At 59.3% G+C, this 23,717-nt stretch carries 24 protein-coding genes; 13 read left to right on the top strand and 11 right to left on the bottom strand.

Annotated elements, in window-relative coordinates:
- Positions 1 to 3: 3 nt before the first annotated feature.
- The 6 genes from entE to E0L16_RS01390 all read left to right on the top strand — a co-directional run bounded on the left by entE (position 4) and on the right by E0L16_RS01390 (position 6,159).
- Positions 4 to 1,614 (top strand): (2,3-dihydroxybenzoyl)adenylate synthase EntE, encoded by a 1,611-nt coding sequence (gene entE, locus E0L16_RS01365; RefSeq protein ID WP_131636146.1) that lies wholly within the window; start codon positions 4 to 6, stop codon positions 1,612 to 1,614.
- Positions 1,615 to 1,624: 10 nt separating this feature from the next.
- Positions 1,625 to 2,479 (top strand): isochorismatase, encoded by an 855-nt coding sequence (locus E0L16_RS01370; protein ID WP_112792637.1) that lies wholly within the window; start codon positions 1,625 to 1,627, stop codon positions 2,477 to 2,479.
- A complete protein-coding gene (gene entA / locus E0L16_RS01375; protein ID WP_131636147.1) occupies positions 2,479 to 3,234 on the top strand; it encodes a 2,3-dihydro-2,3-dihydroxybenzoate dehydrogenase EntA in 756 nt (251 codons plus the stop codon). Before E0L16_RS01370 ends, entA begins: the two co-directional genes overlap by 1 nt.
- Positions 3,234 to 3,647, top strand: coding sequence for a proofreading thioesterase EntH (entH, locus tag E0L16_RS01380; protein ID WP_063866045.1), 414 nt, complete (start codon positions 3,234 to 3,236; stop codon positions 3,645 to 3,647). The genes entA and entH overlap by 1 nt, the downstream gene beginning before the upstream one ends.
- A 149-nt stretch (positions 3,648 to 3,796) precedes the next feature.
- Positions 3,797 to 5,902, top strand: coding sequence for a pyruvate/proton symporter CstA (cstA, locus tag E0L16_RS01385; RefSeq protein ID WP_063449408.1), 2,106 nt, complete (start codon positions 3,797 to 3,799; stop codon positions 5,900 to 5,902).
- Positions 5,903 to 5,961: 59 nt separating this feature from the next.
- On the top strand, positions 5,962 to 6,159 hold the full coding sequence (locus tag E0L16_RS01390) for a YbdD/YjiX family protein (RefSeq protein WP_014169079.1): 198 nt from the start codon (positions 5,962 to 5,964) through the stop codon (positions 6,157 to 6,159).
- Here the strand turns inward: E0L16_RS01390 and E0L16_RS01395 are convergent.
- The 4 genes from E0L16_RS01395 to E0L16_RS01410 form a co-directional block, all read right to left on the bottom strand.
- Positions 6,156 to 6,560 carry a helix-turn-helix domain-containing protein gene (locus E0L16_RS01395; RefSeq protein WP_063866046.1) on the bottom strand — a complete coding sequence of 135 codons (405 nt, stop codon included), beginning with the start codon at positions 6,558 to 6,560 and terminating at the stop codon, positions 6,156 to 6,158. The two genes, E0L16_RS01390 and E0L16_RS01395, sit on opposite strands and share 4 nt — an antisense overlap.
- Positions 6,541 to 6,837, bottom strand: a complete 297-nt coding sequence (locus E0L16_RS01400; protein ID WP_063866047.1) for a type II toxin-antitoxin system RelE family toxin — start codon at positions 6,835 to 6,837, stop codon at positions 6,541 to 6,543. The genes E0L16_RS01395 and E0L16_RS01400 overlap by 20 nt, the downstream gene beginning before the upstream one ends.
- Before the next feature lie 183 nt (positions 6,838 to 7,020).
- Positions 7,021 to 7,764, bottom strand: a complete 744-nt coding sequence (locus E0L16_RS01405; protein WP_112792634.1) for an SDR family NAD(P)-dependent oxidoreductase — start codon at positions 7,762 to 7,764, stop codon at positions 7,021 to 7,023.
- Positions 7,765 to 7,821: 57 nt separating this feature from the next.
- Positions 7,822 to 8,910 carry an oxidoreductase gene (locus E0L16_RS01410; protein ID WP_131636148.1) on the bottom strand — a complete coding sequence of 363 codons (1,089 nt, stop codon included), beginning with the start codon at positions 8,908 to 8,910 and terminating at the stop codon, positions 7,822 to 7,824.
- A 160-nt stretch (positions 8,911 to 9,070) separates the two neighbouring features.
- On the opposite strand from E0L16_RS01410, the gene E0L16_RS01415 reads away from it, so the two are divergent.
- The 4 genes from E0L16_RS01415 (at position 9,071) to E0L16_RS01430 (ending at position 13,982) form a co-directional block, all read left to right on the top strand.
- Positions 9,071 to 10,573, top strand: coding sequence for a sugar ABC transporter ATP-binding protein (locus E0L16_RS01415; RefSeq protein ID WP_131636149.1), 1,503 nt, complete (start codon positions 9,071 to 9,073; stop codon positions 10,571 to 10,573).
- Complete coding sequence (locus E0L16_RS01420) at positions 10,570 to 11,565, top strand: ABC transporter permease (RefSeq protein WP_131636150.1); 996 nt, start codon at positions 10,570 to 10,572, stop codon at positions 11,563 to 11,565. The genes E0L16_RS01415 and E0L16_RS01420 overlap by 4 nt, the downstream gene beginning before the upstream one ends.
- 19 nt (positions 11,566 to 11,584) lie before the next feature.
- A complete protein-coding gene (locus E0L16_RS01425; protein WP_131636151.1) occupies positions 11,585 to 12,649 on the top strand; it encodes a sugar ABC transporter substrate-binding protein in 1,065 nt (354 codons plus the stop codon).
- A gap of 91 nt (positions 12,650 to 12,740) precedes the next feature.
- Positions 12,741 to 13,982 carry an LVIVD repeat-containing protein gene (locus E0L16_RS01430; RefSeq protein ID WP_207388497.1) on the top strand — a complete coding sequence of 414 codons (1,242 nt, stop codon included), beginning with the start codon at positions 12,741 to 12,743 and terminating at the stop codon, positions 13,980 to 13,982.
- Between the two features lie 46 nt (positions 13,983 to 14,028).
- Here the strand turns inward: E0L16_RS01430 and mtnK are convergent, their stop codons facing one another.
- On the bottom strand, positions 14,029 to 15,228 hold the full coding sequence (gene mtnK / locus E0L16_RS01435; RefSeq protein WP_131636152.1) for an S-methyl-5-thioribose kinase: 1,200 nt from the start codon (positions 15,226 to 15,228) through the stop codon (positions 14,029 to 14,031).
- Positions 15,229 to 15,332: 104 nt separating this feature from the next.
- Here mtnK and mtnA point away from each other — a divergent pair, with 104 nt between their 5' ends.
- Positions 15,333 to 16,325 (top strand): S-methyl-5-thioribose-1-phosphate isomerase, encoded by a 993-nt coding sequence (gene mtnA / locus E0L16_RS01440; protein ID WP_131636153.1) that lies wholly within the window; start codon positions 15,333 to 15,335, stop codon positions 16,323 to 16,325.
- A 134-nt stretch (positions 16,326 to 16,459) separates the two neighbouring features.
- Here the strand turns inward: mtnA and E0L16_RS01445 are convergent, their stop codons facing one another.
- From E0L16_RS01445 to E0L16_RS01455, 3 genes are read right to left on the bottom strand one after another with little or no spacing between them, the layout of a single operon-like run.
- The gene (locus E0L16_RS01445; RefSeq protein ID WP_131636154.1) at positions 16,460 to 17,002 is read right to left on the bottom strand and encodes a 1,2-dihydroxy-3-keto-5-methylthiopentene dioxygenase; all 543 of its coding nucleotides are present in this window, start codon (positions 17,000 to 17,002) and stop codon (positions 16,460 to 16,462) included.
- Positions 16,999 to 17,688, bottom strand: coding sequence for an acireductone synthase (gene mtnC / locus E0L16_RS01450; RefSeq protein WP_063866063.1), 690 nt, complete (start codon positions 17,686 to 17,688; stop codon positions 16,999 to 17,001). Before mtnC ends, E0L16_RS01445 begins: the two co-directional genes overlap by 4 nt.
- Positions 17,685 to 18,299 carry a methylthioribulose 1-phosphate dehydratase gene (locus E0L16_RS01455; protein WP_131636155.1) on the bottom strand — a complete coding sequence of 205 codons (615 nt, stop codon included), beginning with the start codon at positions 18,297 to 18,299 and terminating at the stop codon, positions 17,685 to 17,687. The genes mtnC and E0L16_RS01455 overlap by 4 nt, the downstream gene beginning before the upstream one ends.
- Before the next feature lie 121 nt (positions 18,300 to 18,420).
- On the opposite strand from E0L16_RS01455, the gene E0L16_RS01460 reads away from it, so the two are divergent.
- Entirely contained in the window at positions 18,421 to 19,581 is a 1,161-nt protein-coding gene (locus E0L16_RS01460; RefSeq protein ID WP_131636156.1) for a pyridoxal phosphate-dependent aminotransferase, read from the top strand.
- On the opposite strand, the gene E0L16_RS01465 is transcribed toward E0L16_RS01460, so the two are convergent.
- The 3 genes from E0L16_RS01465 to citR all read right to left on the bottom strand — a co-directional run bounded on the left by E0L16_RS01465 (position 19,582) and on the right by citR (position 22,461).
- Entirely contained in the window at positions 19,582 to 20,208 is a 627-nt protein-coding gene (locus E0L16_RS01465) for an IbrB-like domain-containing protein (protein WP_131636157.1), read from the bottom strand.
- Positions 20,193 to 21,416 (bottom strand): phosphoadenosine phosphosulfate reductase, encoded by a 1,224-nt coding sequence (locus E0L16_RS01470; RefSeq protein ID WP_131636158.1) that lies wholly within the window; start codon positions 21,414 to 21,416, stop codon positions 20,193 to 20,195. Before E0L16_RS01470 ends, E0L16_RS01465 begins: the two co-directional genes overlap by 16 nt.
- Before the next feature lie 139 nt (positions 21,417 to 21,555).
- Positions 21,556 to 22,461 (bottom strand): DNA-binding transcriptional repressor CitR, encoded by a 906-nt coding sequence (citR, locus tag E0L16_RS01475; protein ID WP_131636159.1) that lies wholly within the window; start codon positions 22,459 to 22,461, stop codon positions 21,556 to 21,558.
- A gap of 620 nt (positions 22,462 to 23,081) precedes the next feature.
- Between citR and ahpC the strand changes: the two genes are divergently transcribed.
- On the top strand, positions 23,082 to 23,645 hold the full coding sequence (gene ahpC / locus E0L16_RS01480; protein ID WP_008501015.1) for an alkyl hydroperoxide reductase subunit C: 564 nt from the start codon (positions 23,082 to 23,084) through the stop codon (positions 23,643 to 23,645).
- Positions 23,646 to 23,717: the final 72 nt, after the last annotated feature.

Here is a 23,717-nt window from a genome sequence, read left to right on the forward strand (position 1 = left end):
CCCATGACCATCCCTTTTACCCGCTGGCCTGAGGATTTTGCCCGCCGCTACCGTGAAAAAGGCTACTGGCAGGATCTGCCCCTGACCCACATCCTGACGGACCATGCGCAAAGCGATGCGGTCGCGATTATCGACGGCGATCGCCACATCACCTACCGCGCGTTTAATGAGGCTGTGACGAATCTGGCGTCTGCCCTCCAGTCGCAGGGGCTGCATCGCGGTGAGACCGCACTGGTGCAGCTCGGCAACGTGGCCGAGTTTTACATCACTTTCTTTGCGCTGCTGCAAATTGGCGTCGCGCCGGTCAACGCGCTCTTTAGCCATCAACGCAGCGAACTGAACGCCTACGCGGTGCAGATCAAACCCGCCGTGCTGATTGCCGATCGCGACCACGCCCTGTTCGCGGACGACGAATTTCTCAATACGTTTATCGACGAGCATCGCTCGGTGCGCGGGGTACTGCTGCGTGGCGATCGGGGCGATCGCGCGCTGGAAGCGGCGATTGCCCGTCCGGCGGATAATTTTATCCCTAACCCGACGCCCGCCGACGAAGTGGCGTTCTTCCAGCTCTCCGGCGGCAGCACCGGCACGCCGAAGCTGATCCCGCGTACGCATAACGACTACGACTACAGCATCCGTCGCAGCAACGAAATCTGCGGTATCACTGCGCAGACCCGCTATCTGAACGCGCTTCCCGCAGCGCACAACTACGCCATGAGCTCGCCAGGATCGTTAGGTGTGTTCACGGCGGGCGGTTGCGTGGTGCTGGCGAACGATCCGAGCGCCACGCTCTGCTTCCCGCTGATTGAACAGCATCAGGTTAACGTGACCTCGCTGGTACCGCCGGCGGTCAGCCTGTGGTTGCAGGCGATTGCTGAAGGGGCGGGCAACGCCCAGCTTGCGTCGCTGAAGCTGCTCCAGGTAGGCGGCGCACGGCTCTCCGCCACGCTCGCAGCGCGTATCCCGGCGGAAATCGGCTGCCAGCTGCAACAGGTGTTTGGCATGGCGGAGGGGCTGGTGAACTACACCGCCCTCGACGATGCGCCGGAACGCATCATCAACACTCAGGGCCGCCCAATGTGCCCTGATGACGAGGTGTGGGTGGCGGACGAGGACGGCAATCCGCTCCCGCGCGGGGAAGTCGGACGTTTGATGACGCGCGGCCCGTACACCTTCCGCGGCTACTTCAACAGCCCGGAGCACAACGCCAGCGCCTTTGATGCCAACGGTTTTTACTGCTCCGGCGATCTGATCGCCATCGACGAGCAGGGGTACATCACCGTGCAGGGGCGCGAGAAAGATCAGATCAACCGCGGTGGCGAAAAGATTGCCGCCGAAGAGATTGAAAACCTGCTGCTGCGCCACGAAGCGGTGATCCACGCCGCGCTGGTGAGCATGGAGGACAGCCTGCTGGGCGAAAAAAGCTGTGCGTATCTGGTGGTGAAACAACCCCTGCGCGCGGTTGAGGTGCGCCGCTTCCTGCGCGAGCAGGGCGTTGCCGAATTTAAGCTGCCGGACCGCGTGGAGAGCGTGGATGCGCTTCCGCTCACGCCGGTCGGCAAAGTTGATAAGAAACAGTTGCGCCTGTGGCTTGCTGAACGCGCCCGGGGCTGAGGAACAGAGAATGGCCATTCCAAAATTAACCGCTTACGCGCTGCCAACCGCCGCAGAGCTGCCGACCAACAAGGTGAACTGGGCGTTTGAGCCGGAGCGCGCCGCGCTGCTGATCCACGATATGCAGGAGTATTTCCTGAACTTCTGGGGCGAAAATAGCGACATGATGCAGCAGGTGGTGGCGAACATCGCAAAACTGCGCGCGTACTGCAAAGAACACAATATCCCGGTGTACTACACCGCGCAGCCGAAAGAGCAGAGCGATGAAGACCGTGCCCTGCTGAACGACATGTGGGGGCCGGGGCTGACCCGCTCGCCGGAGCAGCAGCGCATCGTGGCTGAACTGGCGCCGGACGAAGCGGACACCGTGCTGGTGAAGTGGCGCTACAGCGCATTTCACCGCTCGCCGCTGGAGCAGATGCTGAAAGAGACCGGCCGCAACCAGCTGCTGATTACCGGCGTGTATGCCCACATCGGCTGCATGACCACCGCCACCGACGCCTTTATGCGCGATATCAAGCCGTTCTTTATCGCCGATGCGCTGGCGGACTTCACCCGTGACGAGCACCTGATGTCGCTGAAATACGTGGCAGGACGTTCGGGCCGCGTGGTGATGACCGACGAGCTGCTGCCGTCCGTTCCGGCAACGAAAGCCGCGCTGCGTGAGCTGATCCTGCCGCTGCTGGACGAGTCCGACGAGCCGATGGATGACGAAAACCTGATCGACTACGGTCTGGATTCAGTGCGCATGATGGCGCTGGCCGCCCGCTGGCGGAAGGTGCACGGCGACATCGACTTCGTGATGCTGGCGAAAAATCCGACCCTCGACGCCTGGTGGGCGCTGCTCTCCCGTGAGGTGAAGTGATGGCCGGGTTCGATTTTACCGGTAAAACGGTTTGGGTAACGGGCGCGGGTAAAGGTATTGGCTATGCGACCGCGCTGGCCTTTGTGGAGGCGGGTGCGCGGGTGACCGGGTTCGATCTGGCCTTTCCGCAGGACGATTATCCGTTTGCCACCGAAACGCTGGACGTGGCGGATGCGGCGCAGGTGGGCGACGTCTGCGGACGTTTACTCGGCACCCTTGAGCGCCTCGACGTGCTGGTTAACGCGGCGGGGATTCTGCGCATGGGCGCGACGGACGAGCTCTCGCTGGAGGACTGGCAGCAGACCTTCGCGGTTAACGTCGGCGGCGCGTTTAACCTGTTTCAGCAGACGATGGGCCAGTTCCACCGTCAACAGGGCGGGGCGATAGTGACCGTGGCCTCCGACGCGGCGCACACCCCGCGCATCGGCATGAGTGCCTACGGCGCGTCGAAGGCGGCGCTGAAAAGCCTGGCGCTGACCGTCGGGCTGGAGCTGGCGGGCAGCGGCGTGCGCTGTAACCTGGTGTCGCCCGGCTCCACGGATACCGACATGCAGCGCACCCTGTGGAAAAGCGACGACGCGGAGCAGCAACGCATTCGCGGCTTTGGCGAGCAGTTCAAGCTTGGCATTCCGCTGGGCAAAATCGCCCGTCCGCAGGAGATTGCCGCGACCGTGCTGTTCCTTGCGTCCGATGCCGCCAGCCATATTACCTTGCAGGATATCGTGGTGGACGGCGGCTCCACGCTGGGGGCGTGATGATCTGGAAACGTCATTTATCCCTCGACGAGCTGAACGCCACCAGCCAGAACACGATGGTGGCGCACCTGGGCATCGTCTATACCCGTCTCGGGGACGACACGCTGGAAGCGGAGATGCCGGTAGATGCGCGTACCCATCAGCCGTTTGGCCTGCTGCACGGCGGCGCCTCGGCGGCGCTGGCGGAAACGCTGGGCTCAATGGCCGGTTTTCTGATGACCCGCGACGGGCAGAACGTGGTGGGCACGGAGCTGAACGCCACGCACCACCGCGCGGTGTCGCAGGGCAAGGTGCGCGGCGTGTGTCAGCCGCTGCATCTGGGGCGTTCCAGCCAGAGCTGGGAGATCGTGGTATTCGACGAGCAGGGGCGGCGGTGCTGTACCTGTCGGTTGAGCACGATGGTGCTGGGGTAAGTCATTCAGCTGAAAGTGATCGGCTTAACACTGTAGTGTAAATCTCTGGTTTGACCACGCATTATTGCGTTTCAAAGTTGTTAAATTTTATCCGTTGTTCTAGAAACAAAATGTAACATCTCACTGTTTCACAACAACGGATAACAGCTATGAACAACTCAGGGAAATACCTTACGTGGGCGGCGCTCTCCGTTGTGGGAGCCTTTGCCTTGGGCTACATCGCCCTCAATCGGGGGGAGCAGATCAATGCGCTCTGGATCGTCGTCGCCTCCGTCTGCATTTATCTCATCGCGTACCGTTTTTATGGCCGCTATATCGCAAAGACGGTACTGGGCGTAGACGGCACGCGCATGACGCCTGCCGTTCGCCACAACGATGGTCTGGACTACGTGCCGACCGATAAAAAAGTGCTGTTCGGTCACCATTTCGCGGCGATTGCTGGTGCAGGCCCGCTGGTGGGGCCGGTGCTGGCGGCGCAGATGGGCTACCTTCCGGGGATGATCTGGATCCTCGCGGGGGTGGTGCTGGCGGGCGCGGTGCAGGACTTTATGGTGCTGTTCGTCTCCACCCGTCGCGACGGTCGTTCGCTGGGCGAGCTGGTGAAAGAGGAGATGGGCGCGACCGCCGGGGTCATCGCGCTGGTGGCGACCTTTATGATCATGGTGATCATCCTCGCGGTGCTGGCGATGATCGTGGTGAAAGCGCTGACCCACAGCCCGTGGGGAACCTACACCGTCGCCTTTACCATTCCACTGGCGCTGTTCATGGGGATCTACATTCGCTACCTGCGGCCCGGGCGCATTGGTGAAGTCTCTGTCATTGGCCTGGTATTCCTGGTATTTGCGATTATCTCCGGCGGCTGGGTGGCGGAAAGCCCGACCTGGGCACCGTTCTTCGACTTTACCGGCGTGCAGCTGACCTGGATGCTGGTAGGCTACGGCTTTGTGGCGGCGGTGCTGCCGGTGTGGCTGCTGCTGGCCCCGCGCGATTACCTCTCAACCTTCCTGAAAATCGGTACTATCGTCGGGCTGGCCATCGGCATTCTGATTATGCGCCCGACCCTGACCATGCCTGCGCTGACCAAGTTCATCGACGGCACCGGCCCGGTCTGGACCGGCAACCTGTTCCCGTTCCTGTTTATCACCATCGCCTGCGGCGCGGTGTCCGGCTTCCACGCCCTGATTGCCTCCGGGACCACGCCGAAGATGCTGGCCAACGAGAATCAGGCCTGCCTGATTGGCTACGGCGGCATGCTGATGGAGTCCTTCGTGGCGATTATGGCGCTGGTCTCGGCCTGCATTATTGATCCGGGCGTGTACTTTGCGATGAACAGCCCGATGGCGGTGCTGGCCCCGGCCGGCACCGTTGACGTGGTCGCCTCTGCCGCGCAGGTGGTGAGCGGCTGGGGCTTTGCCATTACCCCGGAAACGCTGACGCATATCGCCAATGAGGTGGGCGAGCAGTCAATTATCTCCCGCGCGGGCGGGGCGCCGACGCTGGCGGTGGGCATGGCCTACATCCTGCACGGCGCGCTGGGCGGGCTGATGGACGTCTCGTTCTGGTATCACTTCGCCATTCTGTTCGAGGCGCTGTTTATCCTGACGGCGGTGGATGCGGGTACGCGTGCGGCGCGCTTTATGCTCCAGGATCTGCTGGGGGTGATCTCGCCAAACCTGAAGCGGACCGATTCGCTCCCGGCTAACCTGCTGGCGACGGCGCTGTGCGTGCTGGCGTGGGGCTACTTCCTGCATCAGGGCGTGGTCGATCCGCTGGGCGGGATCAACACCCTGTGGCCGCTGTTCGGTATCGCCAACCAGATGCTGGCGGGTATGGCGCTGATGCTCTGCGCGGTGGTGCTGTTCAAGATGAAGCGCCAGCGTTACGCGTGGGTGGCGCTGGTGCCAACCGCGTGGCTGCTGATCTGTACCCTGACGGCGGGCTGGCAAAAAGCCTTCAGCCCGGACAACAAGGTGGGCTTCCTGGCCATCGCCAACAAGTTCCAGGCGATGATCGACAGCGGTAAGATACCGGCGCAGTACACCGAATCGCAACTGTCGCAGCTGGTGTTCAACAACCGTCTGGATGCCGGGCTGACTATCTTCTTTATGGTGGTGGTTGTGGTGCTGGCGTTGTATTCTCTGAAAACCGCGCTGGCGGCGCTGAAGGTCGACACGCCGACGGCGAAAGAGACGCCGTACGAGCCCATGCCTGAAAACCTGGACGAGATTGTGACCCAGGCGAAAGGGGCGCATTAACCTGTGTGCCGGGTGGCGCTAGCGCTTACCCGGCCTACATTTTCAGTGAGACCAGAATGATGTTCGACACCCTCTCCAAAGCAGGTAAATACCTGGGACAGGCCGCCAAAATGATGATTGGCGTGCCGGATTACGACAACTACGTCGAGCATATGCGCGTCAACCACCCGGACCAGACGCCAATGACGTACGAAGCGTTTTTCCGCGACCGCCAGGACGCCCGCTACGGCGGCAAGGGCGGGGCGAAGTGCTGTTAACCCTCTTTTGGTAAATAGAGGCTGATCTGCTCCTGTTTACAGCCGTAGATTGCCGCCAGCTTTTCGCGGGTGCGCTTTTGCGGGCGGGAGTCCAGCGCTTCAAGCTGTGACACGGCGGACTGGGTGATGCCGAGTTTTTCCGCCACCTCCTGCTGGGACATGCCGCGCAGAATGCGCCACGCGGCCTGTAGGCTGACGTTCTCGTTATGCATGACGTCGCATACTTCTCCGGGTAATTCCACGTCATCATAGCAATCGTGTTCGACTTCGATATCCTCCAGATCCTCATCGGTTTCGTCGTCGATCTCTGCCATCTGTAAGCACATACGAAAGTATTCGTGATAGGGCATGACCACGAACTGTGTTTTTCCGTTATCGTCCTTAATTAGCTGAACAGCCATAGGTGGCTTTCTCCTCGTGCAGGTAAGTTGTTGATGTTCTGCGCTTGACGGCCAAAACATAACAATGGGTATTGGGATTGTCCCGAAGTGTAATCAGGATGCGGTATTCGCCAACGCGTAGCCGGAAATGATTTTCTGTCGCCGATATTTTTTTGATATCGGGCCGGGGAGCTGAACGATCGTCCAGTTCAGCAAGTTTTGCTTTGATTCTTCGCTGATATCGGCCATCAATTTTGGAAAGCTCTTTCTTTGCATTCTTTGACCACACAATCTTCATCCGTACCTCCACTGTACGCCCACACAAAACACAAGGAAATAATAAGACTATTAGATAAATTCCGAATTTCTTATGGGGTACTGTAGAGCGGACAAAAAGCGGGAGAAAGCGGCAAAACGCGAACCGTCGAGGCGGCTCGGAAACGCCTCTGCCGGACGACAGAGGCTTGCAGGAAAATTGCGATCAGGCGTTCAAACCGCCGTCCACGTCCAGACCGGTACCGGATATTTGCCCGGCTGCCGGGCTGGCGAGGAAGGTGACCGCCGCCGCGACGTCTTCCGGCTGGCCGTAATGACCCAAAGCAATAAGCTGACGCTGTGAGTCAGCCTGTTCCCCGTCTTCCGGGTTCATGTCGCTGTTGGTCGGGCCGGGGTGCACCAGGTTCACGGTAATTCCGCGTGGGCCAAGATCGCGGGCCAGACCGCGGGTCAGGGAGTTAAGAGCAGATTTGGTCATTGAGTAGACCGCAATCCCCGGCTGTGCCACGCGGTTCGCCAGACAGCTGCCTATGTTGATGATGCGCCCGCCGTCTGACATGTGCACCAGCGCTTCCTGAATGGCGATCACCACGCCGCGGATATTGACGTTGATGAGGGCGTCGATGTCCGCCAGGGTCATGGATTCCAGCGGGCCGCCGCGCGCAATGCCGGCGTTATTGACCAGAATATCCAGTCCACCAAGGGAGCGCGCCGCCTGCGTGACCGCATCCTGAATCGCCTGCGCGCTGGCGCTGTCCGCCTGAATGGCCTCGCCGTGCCGCCCCAGGGCCTTAATCTCATCGACGACCGCCTGGGCTTTATCGGCGGATTTTTCGTAGGTGATAACCACATCAGCACCGGCGCGCGCCAGCGACAGCGCAATCGCCCGGCCCAGCCCACGACTGGCGCCGGTAACCAGCGCCTTTTTACCTGTTAAATCGATCTGCATGATGACCTCGTTACGAGAGTGGTGAGAATCATCATTAGGTATAGCCCGTCGGCGCGATTAATGGTTGAAGGATTCCACCTTCTCAAACGCGGCGCGCAGAACCTCAGGCGTTAACGTAATGGGTAAATAGTGAATCGACTCCACCGGGCGCAGGGTGTGGGCGATGAACCTATCCAGCTCGTCGCGGTTATTGATGTCGACGTCCAGCTCGCGAAGCCGGGTCGGCAGATTAAAACGCTGGTACGCCGCCACCAGCTGCGCCAGCACGTCGTCCTGGCCGAGCAGGGCGCTCTGCACCAGAATGCCGTAGGCCACCTTAGTGCCGTGCAGGTATTTTTCTGTCTGCGGCAGCACGGTCAAGCCGTTGTGCACCGCGTGCGCCGCCGCCACGCGGGTGTAGCGCTCCCCCAGACCGCCCACCATCCCGCCGCCGGCAATAATGGCATCCACCACGTCCCGGAACGCCTGCGTTAGCTCGCCGCGCTGCTGGTCCGCAAGCGCCTCTTCGCTGTGCTCCAGCAGCACGTCGCGGATCGCCAGCGCACCGTTGAGACCGAGACGCACGGTCAGCGGCAGACTCTCAGGCTGCGGGGCGAGCACCGCAGCCTCGTACCACTTCGCCAGCGTATCGCCGATGCCCGCCAGCAAATATTCCGCCGGGGCGTTCAGGATGATCCGCGGCTCCACCAGCACCAGGAAGTTGGCGTCGTCAAAAATCTCAAACTGTAGCGCCTGACCGGCATCGTTGTACCAGACGGAGAGCGGCGTCCACGCTGCGCAGGTGGCGGCGATGGTGGGAATGCCGACGAACGGCACGCCCAGACGACGCGCCACGGCCTTGACGGTATCCATCACCGCGCCGCCGCCGATGCCAATCACCACGCTGGCTTCGCTTCCCGCTTCGTTCACCAGATGGGTGACGTCACGCTCGCTGCAATGGCCCTTAAACAGCAGCTGTTTTGCCCCCGGCGCGGTAAAACTCTGCGGCAGATAAGGGCGCGCGCCCTCAATCGCCCGCTCGCCGTAGATCCACACCGCTCGGGAAAGCTGTTCCGGGGTAAAGAAATCATCCAGGCGCGCAAGGCTTCCCGGGTAAGAGAAGTAGTTCGCCGGGCCGGGCACGACGCGAATATCGGTGTTGCTCATGAAGTTGTCCTTATTTTAGCAAGCGCTAACCCGATGTTATGTCTGGACATCCGGATGGCTAATAATATTTCGCTTTATCTTATGCCTTTTCCGTCGTTGTCAGTCAACCGGAGCTGTGAAAAATTCGCTAAATCAGAAGAGTAATGAAGGATTTACGCGGATGGTTTCCAGTCGCCTTGAGATGCGCGGTATCAGCCTGGCCTTTTCCGGCTTTCAGGCGCTGTCGCGCGTGGACTTTACCCTGAACGGCGGGTCGGTGCATGCGCTGACCGGGGCCAACGGCGCGGGGAAATCGACGCTGATGGCGGTACTGTGCGGGACGCACGATCGTTATGAAGGCGAAATCTGCATCAACAACCAGCCGGTATGCATCCGCGAGCCGCTGGACGCCAAACGGCTGGGCATTCACCTCGTGCAGCAGGAGGTGGACGTGGCGCTGATCCCCGGGCTGAGCATTGCGGAGAACATTATGCTCGACCAGCTGGCGCAGCCGGGACATCACTACAGCTGGCGCGCCGTTCGCCAGCAGGCGCGGCAGGCGCTGGCGCAGCTGGATGTTTCGCTGGACGTTCGCCGTTCCATCGACAGCTGCACCCTTGCCGAAAAGCAGCAGATTTTGCTGGCGCGGGCGCTGTCACACCATTGCCGATTTTTGATCCTTGATGAGCCCACCGCGCCGCTGGACGCGCACGAAAGCGAGCGTCTGTTTGCGGTGGTAAGACGTCTCCAACAGCAGGGCATCGGCGTGGTGTTTATCTCCCACCGTATTCACGAGCTGAAGGCCATCTGCGACACCCTGACGGTGCTGCGCGACGGCAAGCTGATTGAGTCCGGCCCGATGGCCGATCTCAGCGGTGAAGAGATTGTTGAGAAGATGCTGGGCCACGAGCTGAGCGATATCTACCCGCCGGCACGCCCGCCGCACGGCGAAGAGACGCTGCTGCGCGTCGACGGGCTTCACGACGATGTCCTGTTGAAAGACATCTCCCTGCACCTGCGCAAAGGCGAAATCCTCGGCATTGCCGGGCTGGCGGGGGCGGGGAAAACCGAACTCTGCAAGGCGCTGTTTGGCGCCAGCAAAAGCCGCGTGGCGCGCGGCGAGCTGAACCATCAGGCCTGGAAACCGCGCGATCCGGCAGACTCGGTGCTGCGCGGCCTGGCGCTGGTGCCGGAGGAGCGGCGCAAGGAGGGTATTTTTATCGACGAGACGGTAAGCATGAACCTTGCCGTGAGCGCCGATAACAGCTTCTCGCGCTGGAGTCTGTTTGGTCATCGTCAGGCGTGGCGCTGGGCGGAAGAGGTCATTGCCCGCATCGGTGTGCGCGCTCGGGGACCGGGGCAGGTGCTGCGCCGTCTGTCCGGCGGTAACCAGCAGAAGGTAGCCATCGGCAAGTGGCTGCGTAATGACGCCAGCGTGCTGATCTTCGACGAGCCGACCAAAGGCGTGGACGTGAAGGCCAAAACCGATCTGTTCCAGCTGATTGACGGCCTGGCGCGCGAGGGCAAAGGGGTGATTTACGCCTCCGGCGAGTTCGCCGAGCTGGTGGGGCTGTGCGACCGCATCTGCGTGCTGTGGGACGGGCGCATCGTGGCGGAAATCGCCGGGGCCGAGGCCCGTGAAGAGACACTACTTTATTATTCAACCGGAGGAACGGCGTCGTGAGCAAGGCCCTTTCAGTGACCGCGGCGGCGTCTGGCCGTCAGCAACTTTTTGATTTTCTCTATAAATGGGGCATGTTGCTCACCGTCGTCGCGCTGGTGGCCGTCTTTGGCCTGGCGTCGGACAGCTTTCTCGACCCGAACAACATCATCAATATTCTGCGCTCGATTGCCATCGTGACGGTGATTGCCGTTGGCGTGTCGATTTCCCTGACCGTCGGCGGGTTCGATCTCTCCGTGGGATCGACCGCGTCGCTGGCGAACGCGCTGGTCATTTCGCTTTTCGTCTGGCACGGCTTCGGCACTACCGAGTCGATTGTGATCACTCTCGTGCTCTGCACGCTGGTCGGCCTGTTTAACGCCTTTCTGATCGTCATCCTGCGTATTCCGGACATGCTCGCCACGCTCGCCAGCCTGTTTGTCATTCAGGGCGTGGCGATGACCTACAGCTACGGCGGGTCGATTACCGAGAACATGGTACTGCCGAGCGGCGACATGGCGGAAGGGACCATTCCGGCGGCGTTTGGCCTGCTGGGGCAGGTGCCGACCATTGTCATCATCATGCTGGCGGTGACGCTGCTGGCGCAGCTGGGGCTGTCGCTGACCACCCATGGACGCCGGATGTACGCCATTGGCGGTAACCCGGAAGCGGCGCGCCTCTCGGGCATTCGCACCACGCGCTATAAGGTGGCGGCCTACGTGATTGCCTCGCTGCTGGCGGGGCTGGGCGGCATTCTGCTGGCCTCCCGCATCGGGTCGTCGCAGGTCAATGCGGGCGGCGGCTATCTGATGGATGCGGTGGCCGCGGCGTGGATTGGCTTCTCGCTGGCCGGGTCCGGCAAGCCGAACGCGCTGGGCACGCTGGTGGGGGCGGTGATCCTCGGCGTCCTGTCGAACGGGCTGGTGATGCTCTCCGTGCCGTATTACGCCATGGACATAATAAAAGGGCTGGTGCTCGCGGTAGCGCTGGCGATTACCTACATACAAAAACGCTGACAACACAACGGGATAATAAATGAAAAAGATTGCGCTCTCTTTGGTGGCACTGGGGTTACTCACTTCTCTGCCGGGATTTGCGGCCACGCCCGCGCCGGTTCCGGCCGCCATTGCGAACCACGAAGGACCGATCCGCATCGCTGTGATCCGTAACCTCGGCTCGGACGACAACACCACGCAGTTTGTTGCCGGGGCGATTCAGGAAGGGAAAAAGCTCGGCTTTAAGGTCAGCACCTTTTTGAGCAACGGGGATGACGCCAAATTCCAGGACTTTGTTAACCAGGCCATCAGCCAGAAATATGACGGGATCATCCTGTCGCAGGGCCGCGATCCGTACTCCACCGCGCTGGTGAAGAAGGCGGTTGATGCCGGGATCAAGGTCGCCGTATTTGATACCGCCGTTAACGGCGAGATCCCGGGCGTGACCGTCACCCAGCAGGACGATGCCTCCCTGACGAACCTCTCCTTCGGCCAGCTGGCGAAAGATTTCAACGGCAAGGCCAACATCGTCAAGCTGTGGGTGGCGGGCTTCCCGCCGATGGAGCGCCGTCAGGCAGCCTATAAAGAACTGCAAAAGCAGTACCCGGAGATTAAAGAGCTGGAGTCCATCGGCGCGGTTTCCTCTGACGTGCAGGGCGATACAGCCAACAAGGTGGGGGCGATCCTGGCGAAATACCCGAAAGGCAAAATCGACGCGATCTGGGGCACCTGGGACGCCTTCAGCCAGGGGGCGTATAAGGCGCTGAAGGAGAATGGCCGCACCGAGATCAAGCTCTACAGCATTGATATCTCCAACCAGGACTTACAGCTGATGCGCGAGCCGGGTAGCCCGTGGGCAGTGAGCGTGGCGGTGGATCCGAAGCTGATTGGCGCGACCAACGTGCGCCTGATCGCCAACAAGATTGCCGGAGAAGCCACGCCTGCCACCTACGACTTCAAAGCCGCCGCGATCCCGCAGGCGCTGCTGACCGCGCAGCCGGGGGCGGTGAACGTGGCGTCGCTGGGCAAAATCATTCCGGGCTGGGGCCAGACGGACGATTTTATCGCGCCGTGGTTTGCGACGCTTGCCGCTAAAAACAAGTAAACCAAGCCGGGTGGCGGCTGCGCCTTACCCGGCCTACATTTTGCACCCGTAGGCCCGGTAAGCGCAGCGCCACCGGGCATAAGGAGCTCAGGTGTCTCAATTATCCACCCCCGAATACAGCCGCAATATGCGGCTGATTGGCCATAGCGACCAGGGCGGCCGACCGGACGGCGTTCAGCTGATGGTGCATCGCGGCTTTGCGTATATTGGCCATATGGTGTCGCAGGGCTTTTCGATTGTGGACGTGCGCGATCCAAAAAATCCGAAACCCGCGGGCTATGTGCCTGCGCCGCCGGGCACCTGGAACGTGCACCTCCAGGCGCATGACGACCTGCTGCTGGTGATTAACGCCCGGGATCTGTTTGCCGATGCCCGCTTTGCCGACGAGAAGGTCTACTACACCCGTCAGGTAGGAGAGACCGTCAGCGACGTGCAGGACAGAGGCTGGAGCGCCGGGCTGCGGGTGTTTGATATCTCAACCCCCGACGCGCCGCGCGAAATTGGCTTTCTGTCGCTGAGCGGTATCGGCATACACCGCATCTGGTACGTTGGCGGACGCTGGGCGTACGTGTCAGCGCTGATCGACGGCTTTACCGACTATATTTTCCTGACTATTGACCTGGCGGACCCGCGCAAGCCCGAGGTGGCGGGGCGCTGGTGGCTGTCGGGGATGAACCAGGCCGCAGGGGAACAGCCCAACTGGCCGGAGGGCAAGCGCTACGCGCTGCATCACGCCATTATCGCGGGCGATACGGCGTACGGCAGCTGGCGCGACGGCGGCTTAACGCTGCTGGACGTGAAGGACCGTACCCAGCCTAAGCTAATTAGCCACCGCAACTGGAGCCCGCCGTTTGGCGGCGGGACGCACACCGCGCTGCCGCTGCCGGACCGCGATCTGCTGGTGGTGCTGGACGAAGCGGTGCTGGATAACCAGCAGGACGGCGAGAAGCTGATCTGGCTGTTTGATATCCGCGAACCGTCCAACCCGGTGAGCATCTCCACCTTCCCGCAGCCGAATGAAACCGACTACGTGGCAAAAGGGGCGCATTTCGGCCCGCACAACCTGCATGAGAACCGGCCCGGAAGCTTCGTCAGCTCAACGCTGATTTTCGCGACGTATCAGAACGCGGGGGTACGCGCGTATGACATTTCCAACCCGTATCGGCCAGTGGAAACCGGGGCGCTGGTGCCCGCCGCGCCGGAGAGAATGATGGACACGCGGCCGAATCGTCCGCAGGTGATCCAGTCGTGCGACGTGTTTGTGGACGCGCAGGGGATTATTTACAGCACGGACTATAACGGCGGGCTGTCGGTGATTGAGTATCTGGGGTGAGATTTGCCGGGTGGCGGCTGCGCCTTACCCGGCAAACAAACGGCACTCAACTGTACTGCCGCACCCTTGCTACCAGCGCTTCCGCGCTGTCGATGCGGTCGGCAATCAGAATCAGTGCTTTACCAAGCGTAATGGCGTGGCGCAGGCATTCGTGGCGCATCGCCTCGTCCTGGATGCTGTCGATATCCGCGACGTGAGAAAGCCCGACGCTGCGGCGAATCAGCTCGGTGCCACAAAAGCCGATGACATCGTGCCAGACTTTTTTCAGGAACGCGGAGGCATAGCCCGGCGCGCTGAGTGCGGCGTCGCGGGCTTTCTCGTTTGCCAGCGCCTGGAAACGTTCCGCGAAGCTGTTCCACAGTTCCTGAATATCGGTCAGGCGCTGCTCGCGCGCGGCGGCGGCATCACGAATGCCCAGATGCCCCGGCAGACCGCAGAAGTTGAGCAGCAGGTTGCCGATGGCGGTGCCGACGTCAAAGCCTATCGGGCCAAAGTAGCCGAACTCGGCGTCGATGGCCTTCAGGCTGCCGTCGGCTACAAAAATCGAGCCGCTGTGAATATCCCCGTGCAGCAGCGCTTCGGCATGCGAGAAGAAGCGGTGCTTCAGGGAGGCCACGGCAATTTTTAACGGGGCGTCGTCGCGCAGGGCGGCGACGTCATTTTCCAGCTCGGCAGGGTAGTTATTGCGCTCGTGGATCTGGTACGGATCGTTAAAGAACAGATCTTCAGTGATCTCGCACATCTCCGGGTTGATGAACTTCGCCACCTGCGCTTTTTTCTCGTGCGGGTGCAGGTAGAAATCGCTGGTGTGGAACAGGGTGTGAGCGAGATATTCACCCAGCTGGCGCGCCGCCCGCGGGTAGTAAATGTTGCCGATCAGCTCGCCGCGCCAGATGCGATGGCTGGAGAGATCTTCCATCACCATCACCGCCAGTTCCGGGTCATAGTGGTGGATTTTTACGGTGTGCTGCGGGCTGTGCCTGTAATGCTCGACCAGGGTTTGCGCCTCGAGGCGGGCGCGATCCAGCGTCAGCGGCCAGGATTCCCCGACGCAGCGCACGTAGGGCAGCGCCTGTTTGACGATGATGCGGCTGACGCCCGCGCTGTCGTAAATTTTAAAAACCAGATTGAGGTTGCCGTCGCCCACTTCCTGCGCCTCTACCAGCGATGACGGATCGTCAAGCCCGCCAAACTGCCTGGCATACTCCACGGCGTCCTGAGCGGTAAAGGTACGGTATTGCGACATGGCCTGCTCCTCACGAGTTAACTAATTAAGACATGTAGACGTCTATACATCTGGATTTCATCCTGACACAATGTGCTACAACAACGCAACAGGGAATTAACGACATGCAGACATTACAGACGACCAGCCTGCGGGTGGCGGATAATCAGCTCTTTATTCTCGACCAGCAGGCGCTTCCGCAGGAGAAACGCTGGCTGGATGCCTCAACGGTAGAGGCGCTGGTCGGGCATATTCACGCTCTGCGGGTGCGCGGCGCGCCGCTGATTGGTCTCTCTGCAAGCCTGCTGCTGGCGCTGCTGGCGGAAAACGGCAAAAGCCGCGACGCGCTGGCGGCGGCGCTGGACACGCTTCGCGCCGCACGCCCGACGGCGGTAAACCTGATGAACAACCTCGACCGCATGAAGCTTGCGCTGTGGAAAGAGGATTTCGTTCCGGCGCTGGTGGCTGAGGCGCTGCGCCTGATTGACGAAGACCGGCAGCTCTGCGATGCGATTGCGAAAGCGGGCAGCGCGCTGGTGAAACCCGGTAGCCGTCTGCTGACCCACTGCAATACCGGCGGGCTGGCAACGGCGGGCGTAGGGACGGCGCTGGGGGTGATTGCCCGCGCGCATCAGGAAGGCAACGTCAGCAACGTGTGGGTGGATGAAACCCGTCCGCTGTTGCAGGGGGGCAGGCTGACCGCGTGGGAGCTGGGCGAGCTGGGCGTGCCGTATCAGCTGATTACCGACTCCATGGCCGCCAGCCTGATGGCGAAAGGGCAGGTCGACGCCGTGTGGGTGGGAGCCGATCGCATCGCCGCTAACGGTGACGTGGCGAATAAAATCGGCACTTATTCACTGGCGGTGCTGGCGAAATTCCACGGCATTCCGTTCTACGTCGCTGCCCCGCAAACGACGCTCGACCCGGCCTGCCCGAACGGGGATGCGATCCCCATCGAGCAGCGCGCCGCCAGCGAAGTGACGGGCGTTGCCGGAAGCTTTGGCGCGGTGCAGTGGGCGCCGGAAAACGCGGCGGTGTATAACCCGGCGTTCGACGTCACGCCTGCCTCGCTGATTAGCGGCTGGGTGCTGGACACGGGCGTGGTCACGCCGGATTAGGTGGCGGCAGGGAAATTTGCCTGAGAATAGCTTGCCTGAAGGGGCGCTCGACTGGTGAGGCAGGTGAAGGGGCGGTGTACGCTGATGCCCTCACCCCGGCCCTCTCCCACGGGGAGAGGGAGCAAGGCGAATACCTATGCCAGGCGTGGATACGCATCCGCAATCGCATCCCCGGTAAACTGCGCCACCCATCCCTCCGGATTGTCGAAAATACGGATTGCCGTAAAGTTCGGCTCTGATCCCATATCAAACCAGTGGGGCGTGCCGGCGGGCACGGAGATGAGGTCGTTTTTCTCGCACAGTACCTGGTACACCTCATCGCCAATGTGCAGGCAAAACAGCCCCGCACCTTCCACGAAAAAGCGCACTTCGTCTTCGCCGTGGATGTGCTCGTTGAGAAACTTCGCACGCAGCGCCTCTTTCTGCGGATTGTCGGCGCGCAGGCTGATGACGTCCCAGCTCTGGTAGCCTTTCTCTGCCACCAGCTTGTCGATCGCATGTTGATACGCTTCGATCACGGCTTCGGGCGCAGGATCCTGCCCTAAATCACGGTCTGCCGCCCAGCGCTCAAAGCGCACGCCTTTAGCGTTCAGCTGTTGAGCGATCTCGGCGGCGTCGGTGCTGTGCCACAGGTGTTGACTGGCGTCTTTATCGGAATAAATGGTCAATGCGCTCATGAAGGGATCTGCTCCGGATTAATCTCGTCAAACTGGTGGATCTGATGGTGATGGCTCGCGCCGTCATCTTCACCGCGAATCAGTTGCAGGGTGCGAAAACCCGCCTGTTCAGCCGCGTCCAGCTCCTGATGGATATCGGACAGGAACAGGATCTGCGACGGGGCGATGCCCGTTTGCGCCGCTATGTTCTGGTAAGACTGCACTTCGCGCTTGGCGCCGATGTGCGTATCAAAATAGCCGCTGAACAGATGAGTAATATCACCTTCGTCGCTGTAGCCAAATAACAGTTTCTGCGCAGCAACGGAGCCTGAGGAATAAACATAGAGATCAATTCCTTGCGCCTTCCATTTTTCCAGCGCCGGCAGCACGTCAGGGTAGAGATGGCCGGTAAAGTCACCGTTGATGTAGCCCTCCTGCCAGATGATGCCTTGCAGGGCTTTAAGCGCCGTTGATTTGCGGTCTTCATCCATAAAGCTAAACAGCACGTTGATAAGCTCGCTTACGCCGGCATGCGGATCGCTGATTTCATCGCGCAGGTTGTCCAGAATCGATTTGACCGGCTCGGCGTACTGCTGCGCGGTCACGAAGGCCGCCAGCCGCTCACGCGCGTAGGGGAACAAAACATCATGGACAAAACGGATATCGCTGGTGGTCCCTTCAATATCCGTCACAATCGCGCGAATCATACTCTCTCCAGTTGTCGTAAACGCATTTCGCATTCAAATAAGAATTCTAATCCTTCCAGATGACGGCGGGCTTCGGCCACGTCACGTCCCCAGCAGGTTAAGCCATGACCGCGCAGAAGAAAACCATAATTAAGCGGACGCTCCTGGGCGTAATGGGCGATGCGCGAGGCGAGGGCGTCGATGTCCTGGTCGTTATCAAACACCGGGATGGCGACGGAATCCAGATGGGTAGTCTGCCCGGTAAGCGATTTCTGCATCTCGAAACCGCTGATATTCAGCTCGGCTTCTTTGACCAGACGCGACAGCACCGTGGCATTAACGGTGTGAACGTGCAGGACAGCGTTAGCCTCCGGGAACAGGCGATATATGAGGGTGTGCAGACCGGTCTCTGCCGAGGGTTTTCGGCCAGACGGCGCACGGTTGGTGGCGATCTCAACCTGGAGAAAATCGTCGGTGGTCAGGCTGCCTTTGTCCCTGCCGGACTCGCTGAGCCAGCAGAGGTGCTCGTCCTGACGCACCGACATATTGCCGCCGGTGGCGGGTGCCCAGCCTTTGGCGCCTATCCAGCGGCAGGCGTCGACCAGGTGTGTGAGCAGCAGGTTGTCTGTCATTTCCTTTTACCCCTCGGCCAGGAATATTGATATGGTTTAGACGTCTAAGCGTCTTGATTGCCAAAGATTAACATCGTGTTATAGTGGCAGCAACATAAGTATTACAAGCAGGCACGACAACATGAGCAATAACGCATTGATACCGCAGAGTAAACTTCCTAACCTCGGTACCACCATCTTTACGCAGATGAGCGCCCTGGCGCAGCAGCACAACGCCATTAACCTCTCGCAGGGGTTCCCCGATTTTGACGGTCCGGAATATCTACAGGAACGTCTGGCACACCACGTGGCGCAGGGGGCGAATCAGTATGCGCCGATGACCGGCGTGCAGGCGCTGCGGGAAGCCATTGCCGACAAAACGGCGGCGCTGTATGGCTATCAGCCCGATGCGAACAGCGATATCACGGTGACCGCAGGGGCGACCGAAGCGCTCTATGCGGCCATTACCGCGCTGGTGCGCGTTGGGGATGAAGTGATCTGCTTTGACCCGAGCTACGACAGCTATGCGCCTGCGGTTGAACTCTCCGGTGGCGTGGTGAAGCGCGTGGCGCTCCAGCCGCCGCACTTTCGTCCTGACTGGCAGGCGTTCGCCGCGCTGCTGAGCGATAAAACCCGTCTGGTGATCCTGAATACTCCGCACAATCCGTCGGCGACGGTGTGGCAACAGGCCGATTTTGCCGCGCTGTGGCAGGCCATCGTTGAGCGGGAAATTTACGTCCTGAGCGATGAAGTCTACGAACACATCTGCTTTGCGGCGGAAGGGCATGCCAGCGTGCTGGCCCATCCGCAGCTTCGCGAGCGCGCGGTTGCGGTGTCATCATTCGGGAAGACTTACCATATGACCGGCTGGAAAGTGGGGTACTGCGTGGCCCCGGCGGCCATCAGCGCGGAGCTGCGTAAGGTGCACCAGTACCTGACCTTTGCGGTCAACACGCCCGCCCAGCTGGCGCTGGCGGACATGCTGCGCAGCGAACCGCAGCACTATCGCGAGCTGCCGGATTTTTACCGCGCGCGTCGGGATCTGTTCGTGGCCGCGCTCGGCAAAAGCCGCCTGGAAATCCTGTCCTGCGAAGGGACCTACTTCCTGCTGGCGGACTACAGCGCGATTTCCGATCTGGACGACGTCAGCTTTTGCCGGTGGCTGACGAAAGAGGTGGGCGTGGCGGCCATTCCGCTGTCGGTGTTCTGCGCCGATCCCTTCCCGCACAAGCTGATTCGCCTGTGCTTTGCGAAGCAGGAATCGACGCTGCTGGCGGCGGCGGAGCGTCTGGCGACGCTCTGACTATTTCACCGTCCAGGCTTCGGAATAGCGACGGTCTGCAAACAGCTCCAGCAGGCCGTTGATCTGCTTCAGGCGCAGCACCTCGTCGCCGTCCATCCCCAGCTCCTTACCGATTTTTTCGTCGTTCCAGCCTAGCTGGGCCAGTTCCCGCACAATGTCGGACATGGCGTTAATCTGGTGACGCCCGCGGGCCCGGTTATGGCGAATGGTGGCCGCCATCCGGTCAAGCTTATGCTGGCGATCTTTGCGCAGGCAGGTGACGGGCAGATAGCCCCTGAGCTGGCGCTTCAGCGCGGCCCTGCTTTTGCCGATTTCGTGGCGATGGAATCCGTCGACAATTTCATAGTGCGCCGGCTCGCTTTCGGTCACCACGATGGGCTGGGTAAAGCCGTCCAGTTCCAGCGATTTGCTGAGCAGCCGTTTTTCCGGTGGCGCCACGTTATTGGGGTTGTAATCGTTGGCGCTGATGTCGTCCTGCCTGATCCACAGCACGCAGTCGACGGGCTGATCGCGAAACGGGCTGAGCTGATGCATGGCCTGGCGAAACGCATTGATAGCGTCAATTCTTTTCTCATCGCTTAACGTCTGAAGGTACGCTTCCATCTCGCTGATTATTCGTTGTTGCATAAAATTCCCCACTCCTTGCGTTTTGATTTCATTCGTTCGCTGTAGCGCTGATAGTGCCTGGGTTTGTTTGGGCTAAACGAGAGCGCCCGACACCAGTAATCGTTATTCAGCAGAACCTTGCATATCCGCCGCCATGAGGGGATATCCTTCGCGCCAATATCGCCCTCCTGCGTTTCGGGGATATCCGCCATCCCGCGCTTCTGATACCAGTGCAGGTACACCGCGACCTTATTGCGGTAATGTTCAGCGGTCGTTTGCGGCATGCTGTCGAGCAACAGCATGGCGTATTGGCGCCAGCTCAGGTGGTCGGGCTTGAGGATCTTTCTGTGGCCGTAGAAGTGGTTATCGTGCCCGGCGTAAATTCCGCCGCTGCGCACGCCGCTCACGCGTTCGCACATGGCGGCCCAGCGATCGGGCTCCACAACGTGATAGAGCCATAATCCCTGACGCTGTTCGGGACCAAAGGGCTCACAGATGCGCATATAGCGCGGCGGCACGCCGGCCTGGTACATCAGGTCGTAGAGGGGGTTATAGGGGCAGCCGGATTTGGCGAACCAGGTCCAGATGTCGGCGGTTTTCCAGTCGTAGAGAGGGTAGATATACCAGGCATGCCCGCCCGGCGCGACGGTTGTCCAGGGTTTGTCATCGGAAAAGCGCTGCTTGCGGGCTGAGGCGATAGCCAGGAAGCGGTTGTAGGATTCATCGGCGCGGATGCCCACCATCACTGCGGCGGGGCGCCTTCGCGCATACCATTCGGCAAAGTCCCGGACGAAGGCTTCGAAGGTCATCCCCTGCTGATAAAAAGCGAAGTACTGTGGGTCGGTAATGGCATCTTCAGGCGGCTGGCGAACCCAGCGGGTGCCCGGCTCCCAGCACTGCCATTCGGGCTGAAACTGGGACAGCGCATTTTGCGTGGTGATTGGCAGAGCCACCCACCAGAAGTGATGGATAACGTCCTGATAGAGCACCCGCATGTTTTCGATGTGCTCGATAGTGCTTGAAAACTGTGCTTCCCAATCCAGAAAAAGCACGTCGATTTTTCGCTTTAAGCGCCGCGCCTGCTGCGCGACAAGGTGGAGCATAACCGTTGAATCTTTTCCGCCAGAAAAAGAGACGCAGACCCGCGTCAGGTTCTGAAGCGTCCAGTTTATGCGTTCTGTAGACGCCTCCAGAACATTTTCCTGAAGCGGTAATTTATAGAGAGACATGATGAATCGCGTCCTGCGTATTGAAGACTTTTTACATTATTGAACGCCAATAATGGTATTATCTGTCTGTATTCACAAGTCATCATTGCTATATCGTGCGCCTGCTCACGGGCGGCGGTAGTTCATTATATTGATACGGTTAATGCGCCAGCTTATGCATTTTTTCAATGAATGTTGAAAAAACGGTGCTGTTCAGCGACGAGCGGTTGTAAAGCATATAAATAGGAACTGCCGGTAATTCAAACGGTGGTAAAAGCCGTTTTAACCCGAGCGATGATTTATACGTTTCAAAAATAGAAAGCGGGATATACCCTAACAGGTCCGACATGCTGACCATAGAGACAAACGAGCTCATGGAGTCCGTGCGAAAGGCGATATTTCTGTCAGGATAAATGTCCGATGCACGGCCCTGAAGCTCCTTAATACCCGGATTGTTGCTCTGGTAGAAGGTAAACTTCTCCTGCTTTAGCTGGTCCAGCGTGACCTCGCCGTCAAGGCGCGAATGATCCTGGCGACAAAACAGCACAGACGGAATTGTCACGAAGTGAGAGCACACCACGGCGCGGCTGTTGACCGGCGAAACGGTAAAGATCAGGTCAGCTTTGCGGTAGGCCAGTAAATCCTCCGCAGACTCTGCCGAAACGAGCATATCGCGTTGTTCTACCTCGTAATTTTCCTGAGACATCAGTAGCCGGATGGGTTCATAAAGGTAGCCCGGAGAGACCATCTGCGAGCAATAAATCACAAACTTCTTTTTGATGTCGGCATCGTGCATCAGGTTGATGGTCTGCTCGATCTGGTTGAGGTTTTTCTCAAGATGCTGGTGCAGATTGATGCCAACGGTCGTCGGGGTGATGCCTTTACCGGAACGAATAAACAGCGGATCGTTCAGTTGACCACGCAGGCGCTGAAGCGACTGGCTTACCGCGGAAGGGGTGATATAAAGCATTTCCGCTGCTTTACTGATGCTAAGATGTTGATAAATGCATTCAAAAATAACTAACAGGTTAAGATCGAACTTTTTAAGATCGTAAAGGTTTGCCATGTTTCATCCTGACTGTGCCGTGTGTGCGGGTATGACATATTGTTGATAACTATAGATTAAAGCTAACCATTTACAATCCTTTTGGTTAACGACTTAAAAAGATATTTAAGTCATCTTAATATATCACGCTGTCGCATTAATGAAATAGAACTTCAGATGTGATTAAGATAATTTTATCTTTGAACAGAGCGATAATAAATTAAAGGGTAATTGACATTTATATATTGCCTCTTATTCATCACCCGTTTTGATTTAGTCAGGCGGTTATGACTGTTCGGTTAAACCTATCAGAGCCATAGACAGGAATGCCCCTGTTAAGGATTGCTCAATGCCTGTACGGGTGGTGTAATCAGGGTGCTGTTACCGCCTTGATACAAGGTAAGTAGAGCGCAACGCAACGCCAGCTTCGGCTGGCACTGAATGTACCTGCGGGGAATTCAGGTATCAGGGCCGCCCGTTGAGGCGGCCTTTTTACTTTCAGGCTTTCCTGTAAAGGGTTCACCTTGCTGTCTTGTTGCCGTTGTAAGGTTTGGCTGATTGATTTGATAAAGCATACGCATTAGCCCCGATGAGCAAAGTTGGTTACCTTACATCTCAACGAAAACACGGAGGAAGTACAGATGTCCTTGATTAACACCAAAATTAAACCTTTCAAAAACCAGGCGTTCAAAAACGGTGAGTTCATTGAAGTTACCGAGAAAGATACTGAAGGTCGCTGGAGCGTCTTCTTCTTCTATCCGGCTGACTTCACCTTCGTTTGCCCGACTGAACTGGGTGACGTCGCTGACCATTACGACGAACTGCAAAAGCTGGGCGTAGACGTTTACTCAGTGTCTACCGATACCCACTTCACCCACAAAGCGTGGCACAGCAGCTCTGAAACCATCGCGAAAATCAAATACGCGATGATCGGCGACCCGACTGGCGCCCTGACCCGTAACTTCGACAACATGCGTGAAGATGAAGGCCTGGCAGACCGTGCAACCTTCGTTGTTGACCCGCAGGGTATTATCCAGGCTATCGAAGTTACCGCTGAAGGTATCGGCCGTGATGCATCTGACCTGCTGCGTAAAGTGAAAGCGGCTCAGTACGTGGCTTCTCACCCAGGCGAAGTGTGCCCGGCGAAATGGAAAGAAGGCGAAGCGACTCTGGCGCCGTCTCTGGACCTGGTCGGCAAGATCTAAGTCTGTAAAGCCTGGCGGCGCTGCGCTTGCACAGGCCTACGGTATCGTAGGCCGGGTAAACGAAGTGCCCCC

The sequence above is a fragment of the Enterobacter quasihormaechei genome (assembly GCF_004331385.1).
Taxonomy (GTDB): domain Bacteria; phylum Pseudomonadota; class Gammaproteobacteria; order Enterobacterales; family Enterobacteriaceae; genus Enterobacter; species Enterobacter quasihormaechei.

Bases quoted from the DNA above. Each gene is read 5' to 3' on its own strand.
- entE (WP_131636146.1), top strand. From the start codon at position 4: ATGACCATCCCTTTTACCCGCTGGCCTGAGGATTTTGCCCGCCGCTAC.
- E0L16_RS01370 (WP_112792637.1), top strand. From the start codon at position 1,625: ATGGCCATTCCAAAATTAACCGCTTACGCGCTGCCAACCGCCGCAGAG.
- entA (WP_131636147.1), top strand. From the start codon at position 2,479: ATGGCCGGGTTCGATTTTACCGGTAAAACGGTTTGGGTAACGGGCGCG.
- entH (WP_063866045.1), top strand. From the start codon at position 3,234: ATGATCTGGAAACGTCATTTATCCCTCGACGAGCTGAACGCCACCAGC.
- cstA (WP_063449408.1), top strand. From the start codon at position 3,797: ATGAACAACTCAGGGAAATACCTTACGTGGGCGGCGCTCTCCGTTGTG.
- E0L16_RS01390 (WP_014169079.1), top strand. From the start codon at position 5,962: ATGTTCGACACCCTCTCCAAAGCAGGTAAATACCTGGGACAGGCCGCC.
- E0L16_RS01395 (WP_063866046.1), bottom strand. From the start codon at position 6,560: ATGGCTGTTCAGCTAATTAAGGACGATAACGGAAAAACACAGTTCGTG.
- E0L16_RS01400 (WP_063866047.1), bottom strand. From the start codon at position 6,837: ATGAAGATTGTGTGGTCAAAGAATGCAAAGAAAGAGCTTTCCAAAATT.
- E0L16_RS01405 (WP_112792634.1), bottom strand. From the start codon at position 7,764: ATGCAGATCGATTTAACAGGTAAAAAGGCGCTGGTTACCGGCGCCAGT.
- E0L16_RS01410 (WP_131636148.1), bottom strand. From the start codon at position 8,910: ATGAGCAACACCGATATTCGCGTCGTGCCCGGCCCGGCGAACTACTTC.
- E0L16_RS01415 (WP_131636149.1), top strand. From the start codon at position 9,071: ATGGTTTCCAGTCGCCTTGAGATGCGCGGTATCAGCCTGGCCTTTTCC.
- E0L16_RS01425 (WP_131636151.1), top strand. From the start codon at position 11,585: ATGAAAAAGATTGCGCTCTCTTTGGTGGCACTGGGGTTACTCACTTCT.
- mtnK (WP_131636152.1), bottom strand. From the start codon at position 15,228: ATGTCGCAATACCGTACCTTTACCGCTCAGGACGCCGTGGAGTATGCC.
- mtnA (WP_131636153.1), top strand. From the start codon at position 15,333: ATGCAGACATTACAGACGACCAGCCTGCGGGTGGCGGATAATCAGCTC.
- E0L16_RS01445 (WP_131636154.1), bottom strand. From the start codon at position 17,002: ATGAGCGCATTGACCATTTATTCCGATAAAGACGCCAGTCAACACCTG.
- mtnC (WP_063866063.1), bottom strand. From the start codon at position 17,688: ATGATTCGCGCGATTGTGACGGATATTGAAGGGACCACCAGCGATATC.
- E0L16_RS01455 (WP_131636155.1), bottom strand. From the start codon at position 18,299: ATGACAGACAACCTGCTGCTCACACACCTGGTCGACGCCTGCCGCTGG.
- E0L16_RS01460 (WP_131636156.1), top strand. From the start codon at position 18,421: ATGAGCAATAACGCATTGATACCGCAGAGTAAACTTCCTAACCTCGGT.
- E0L16_RS01465 (WP_131636157.1), bottom strand. From the start codon at position 20,208: ATGCAACAACGAATAATCAGCGAGATGGAAGCGTACCTTCAGACGTTA.
- E0L16_RS01470 (WP_131636158.1), bottom strand. From the start codon at position 21,416: ATGTCTCTCTATAAATTACCGCTTCAGGAAAATGTTCTGGAGGCGTCT.
- citR (WP_131636159.1), bottom strand. From the start codon at position 22,461: ATGGCAAACCTTTACGATCTTAAAAAGTTCGATCTTAACCTGTTAGTT.
- ahpC (WP_008501015.1), top strand. From the start codon at position 23,082: ATGTCCTTGATTAACACCAAAATTAAACCTTTCAAAAACCAGGCGTTC.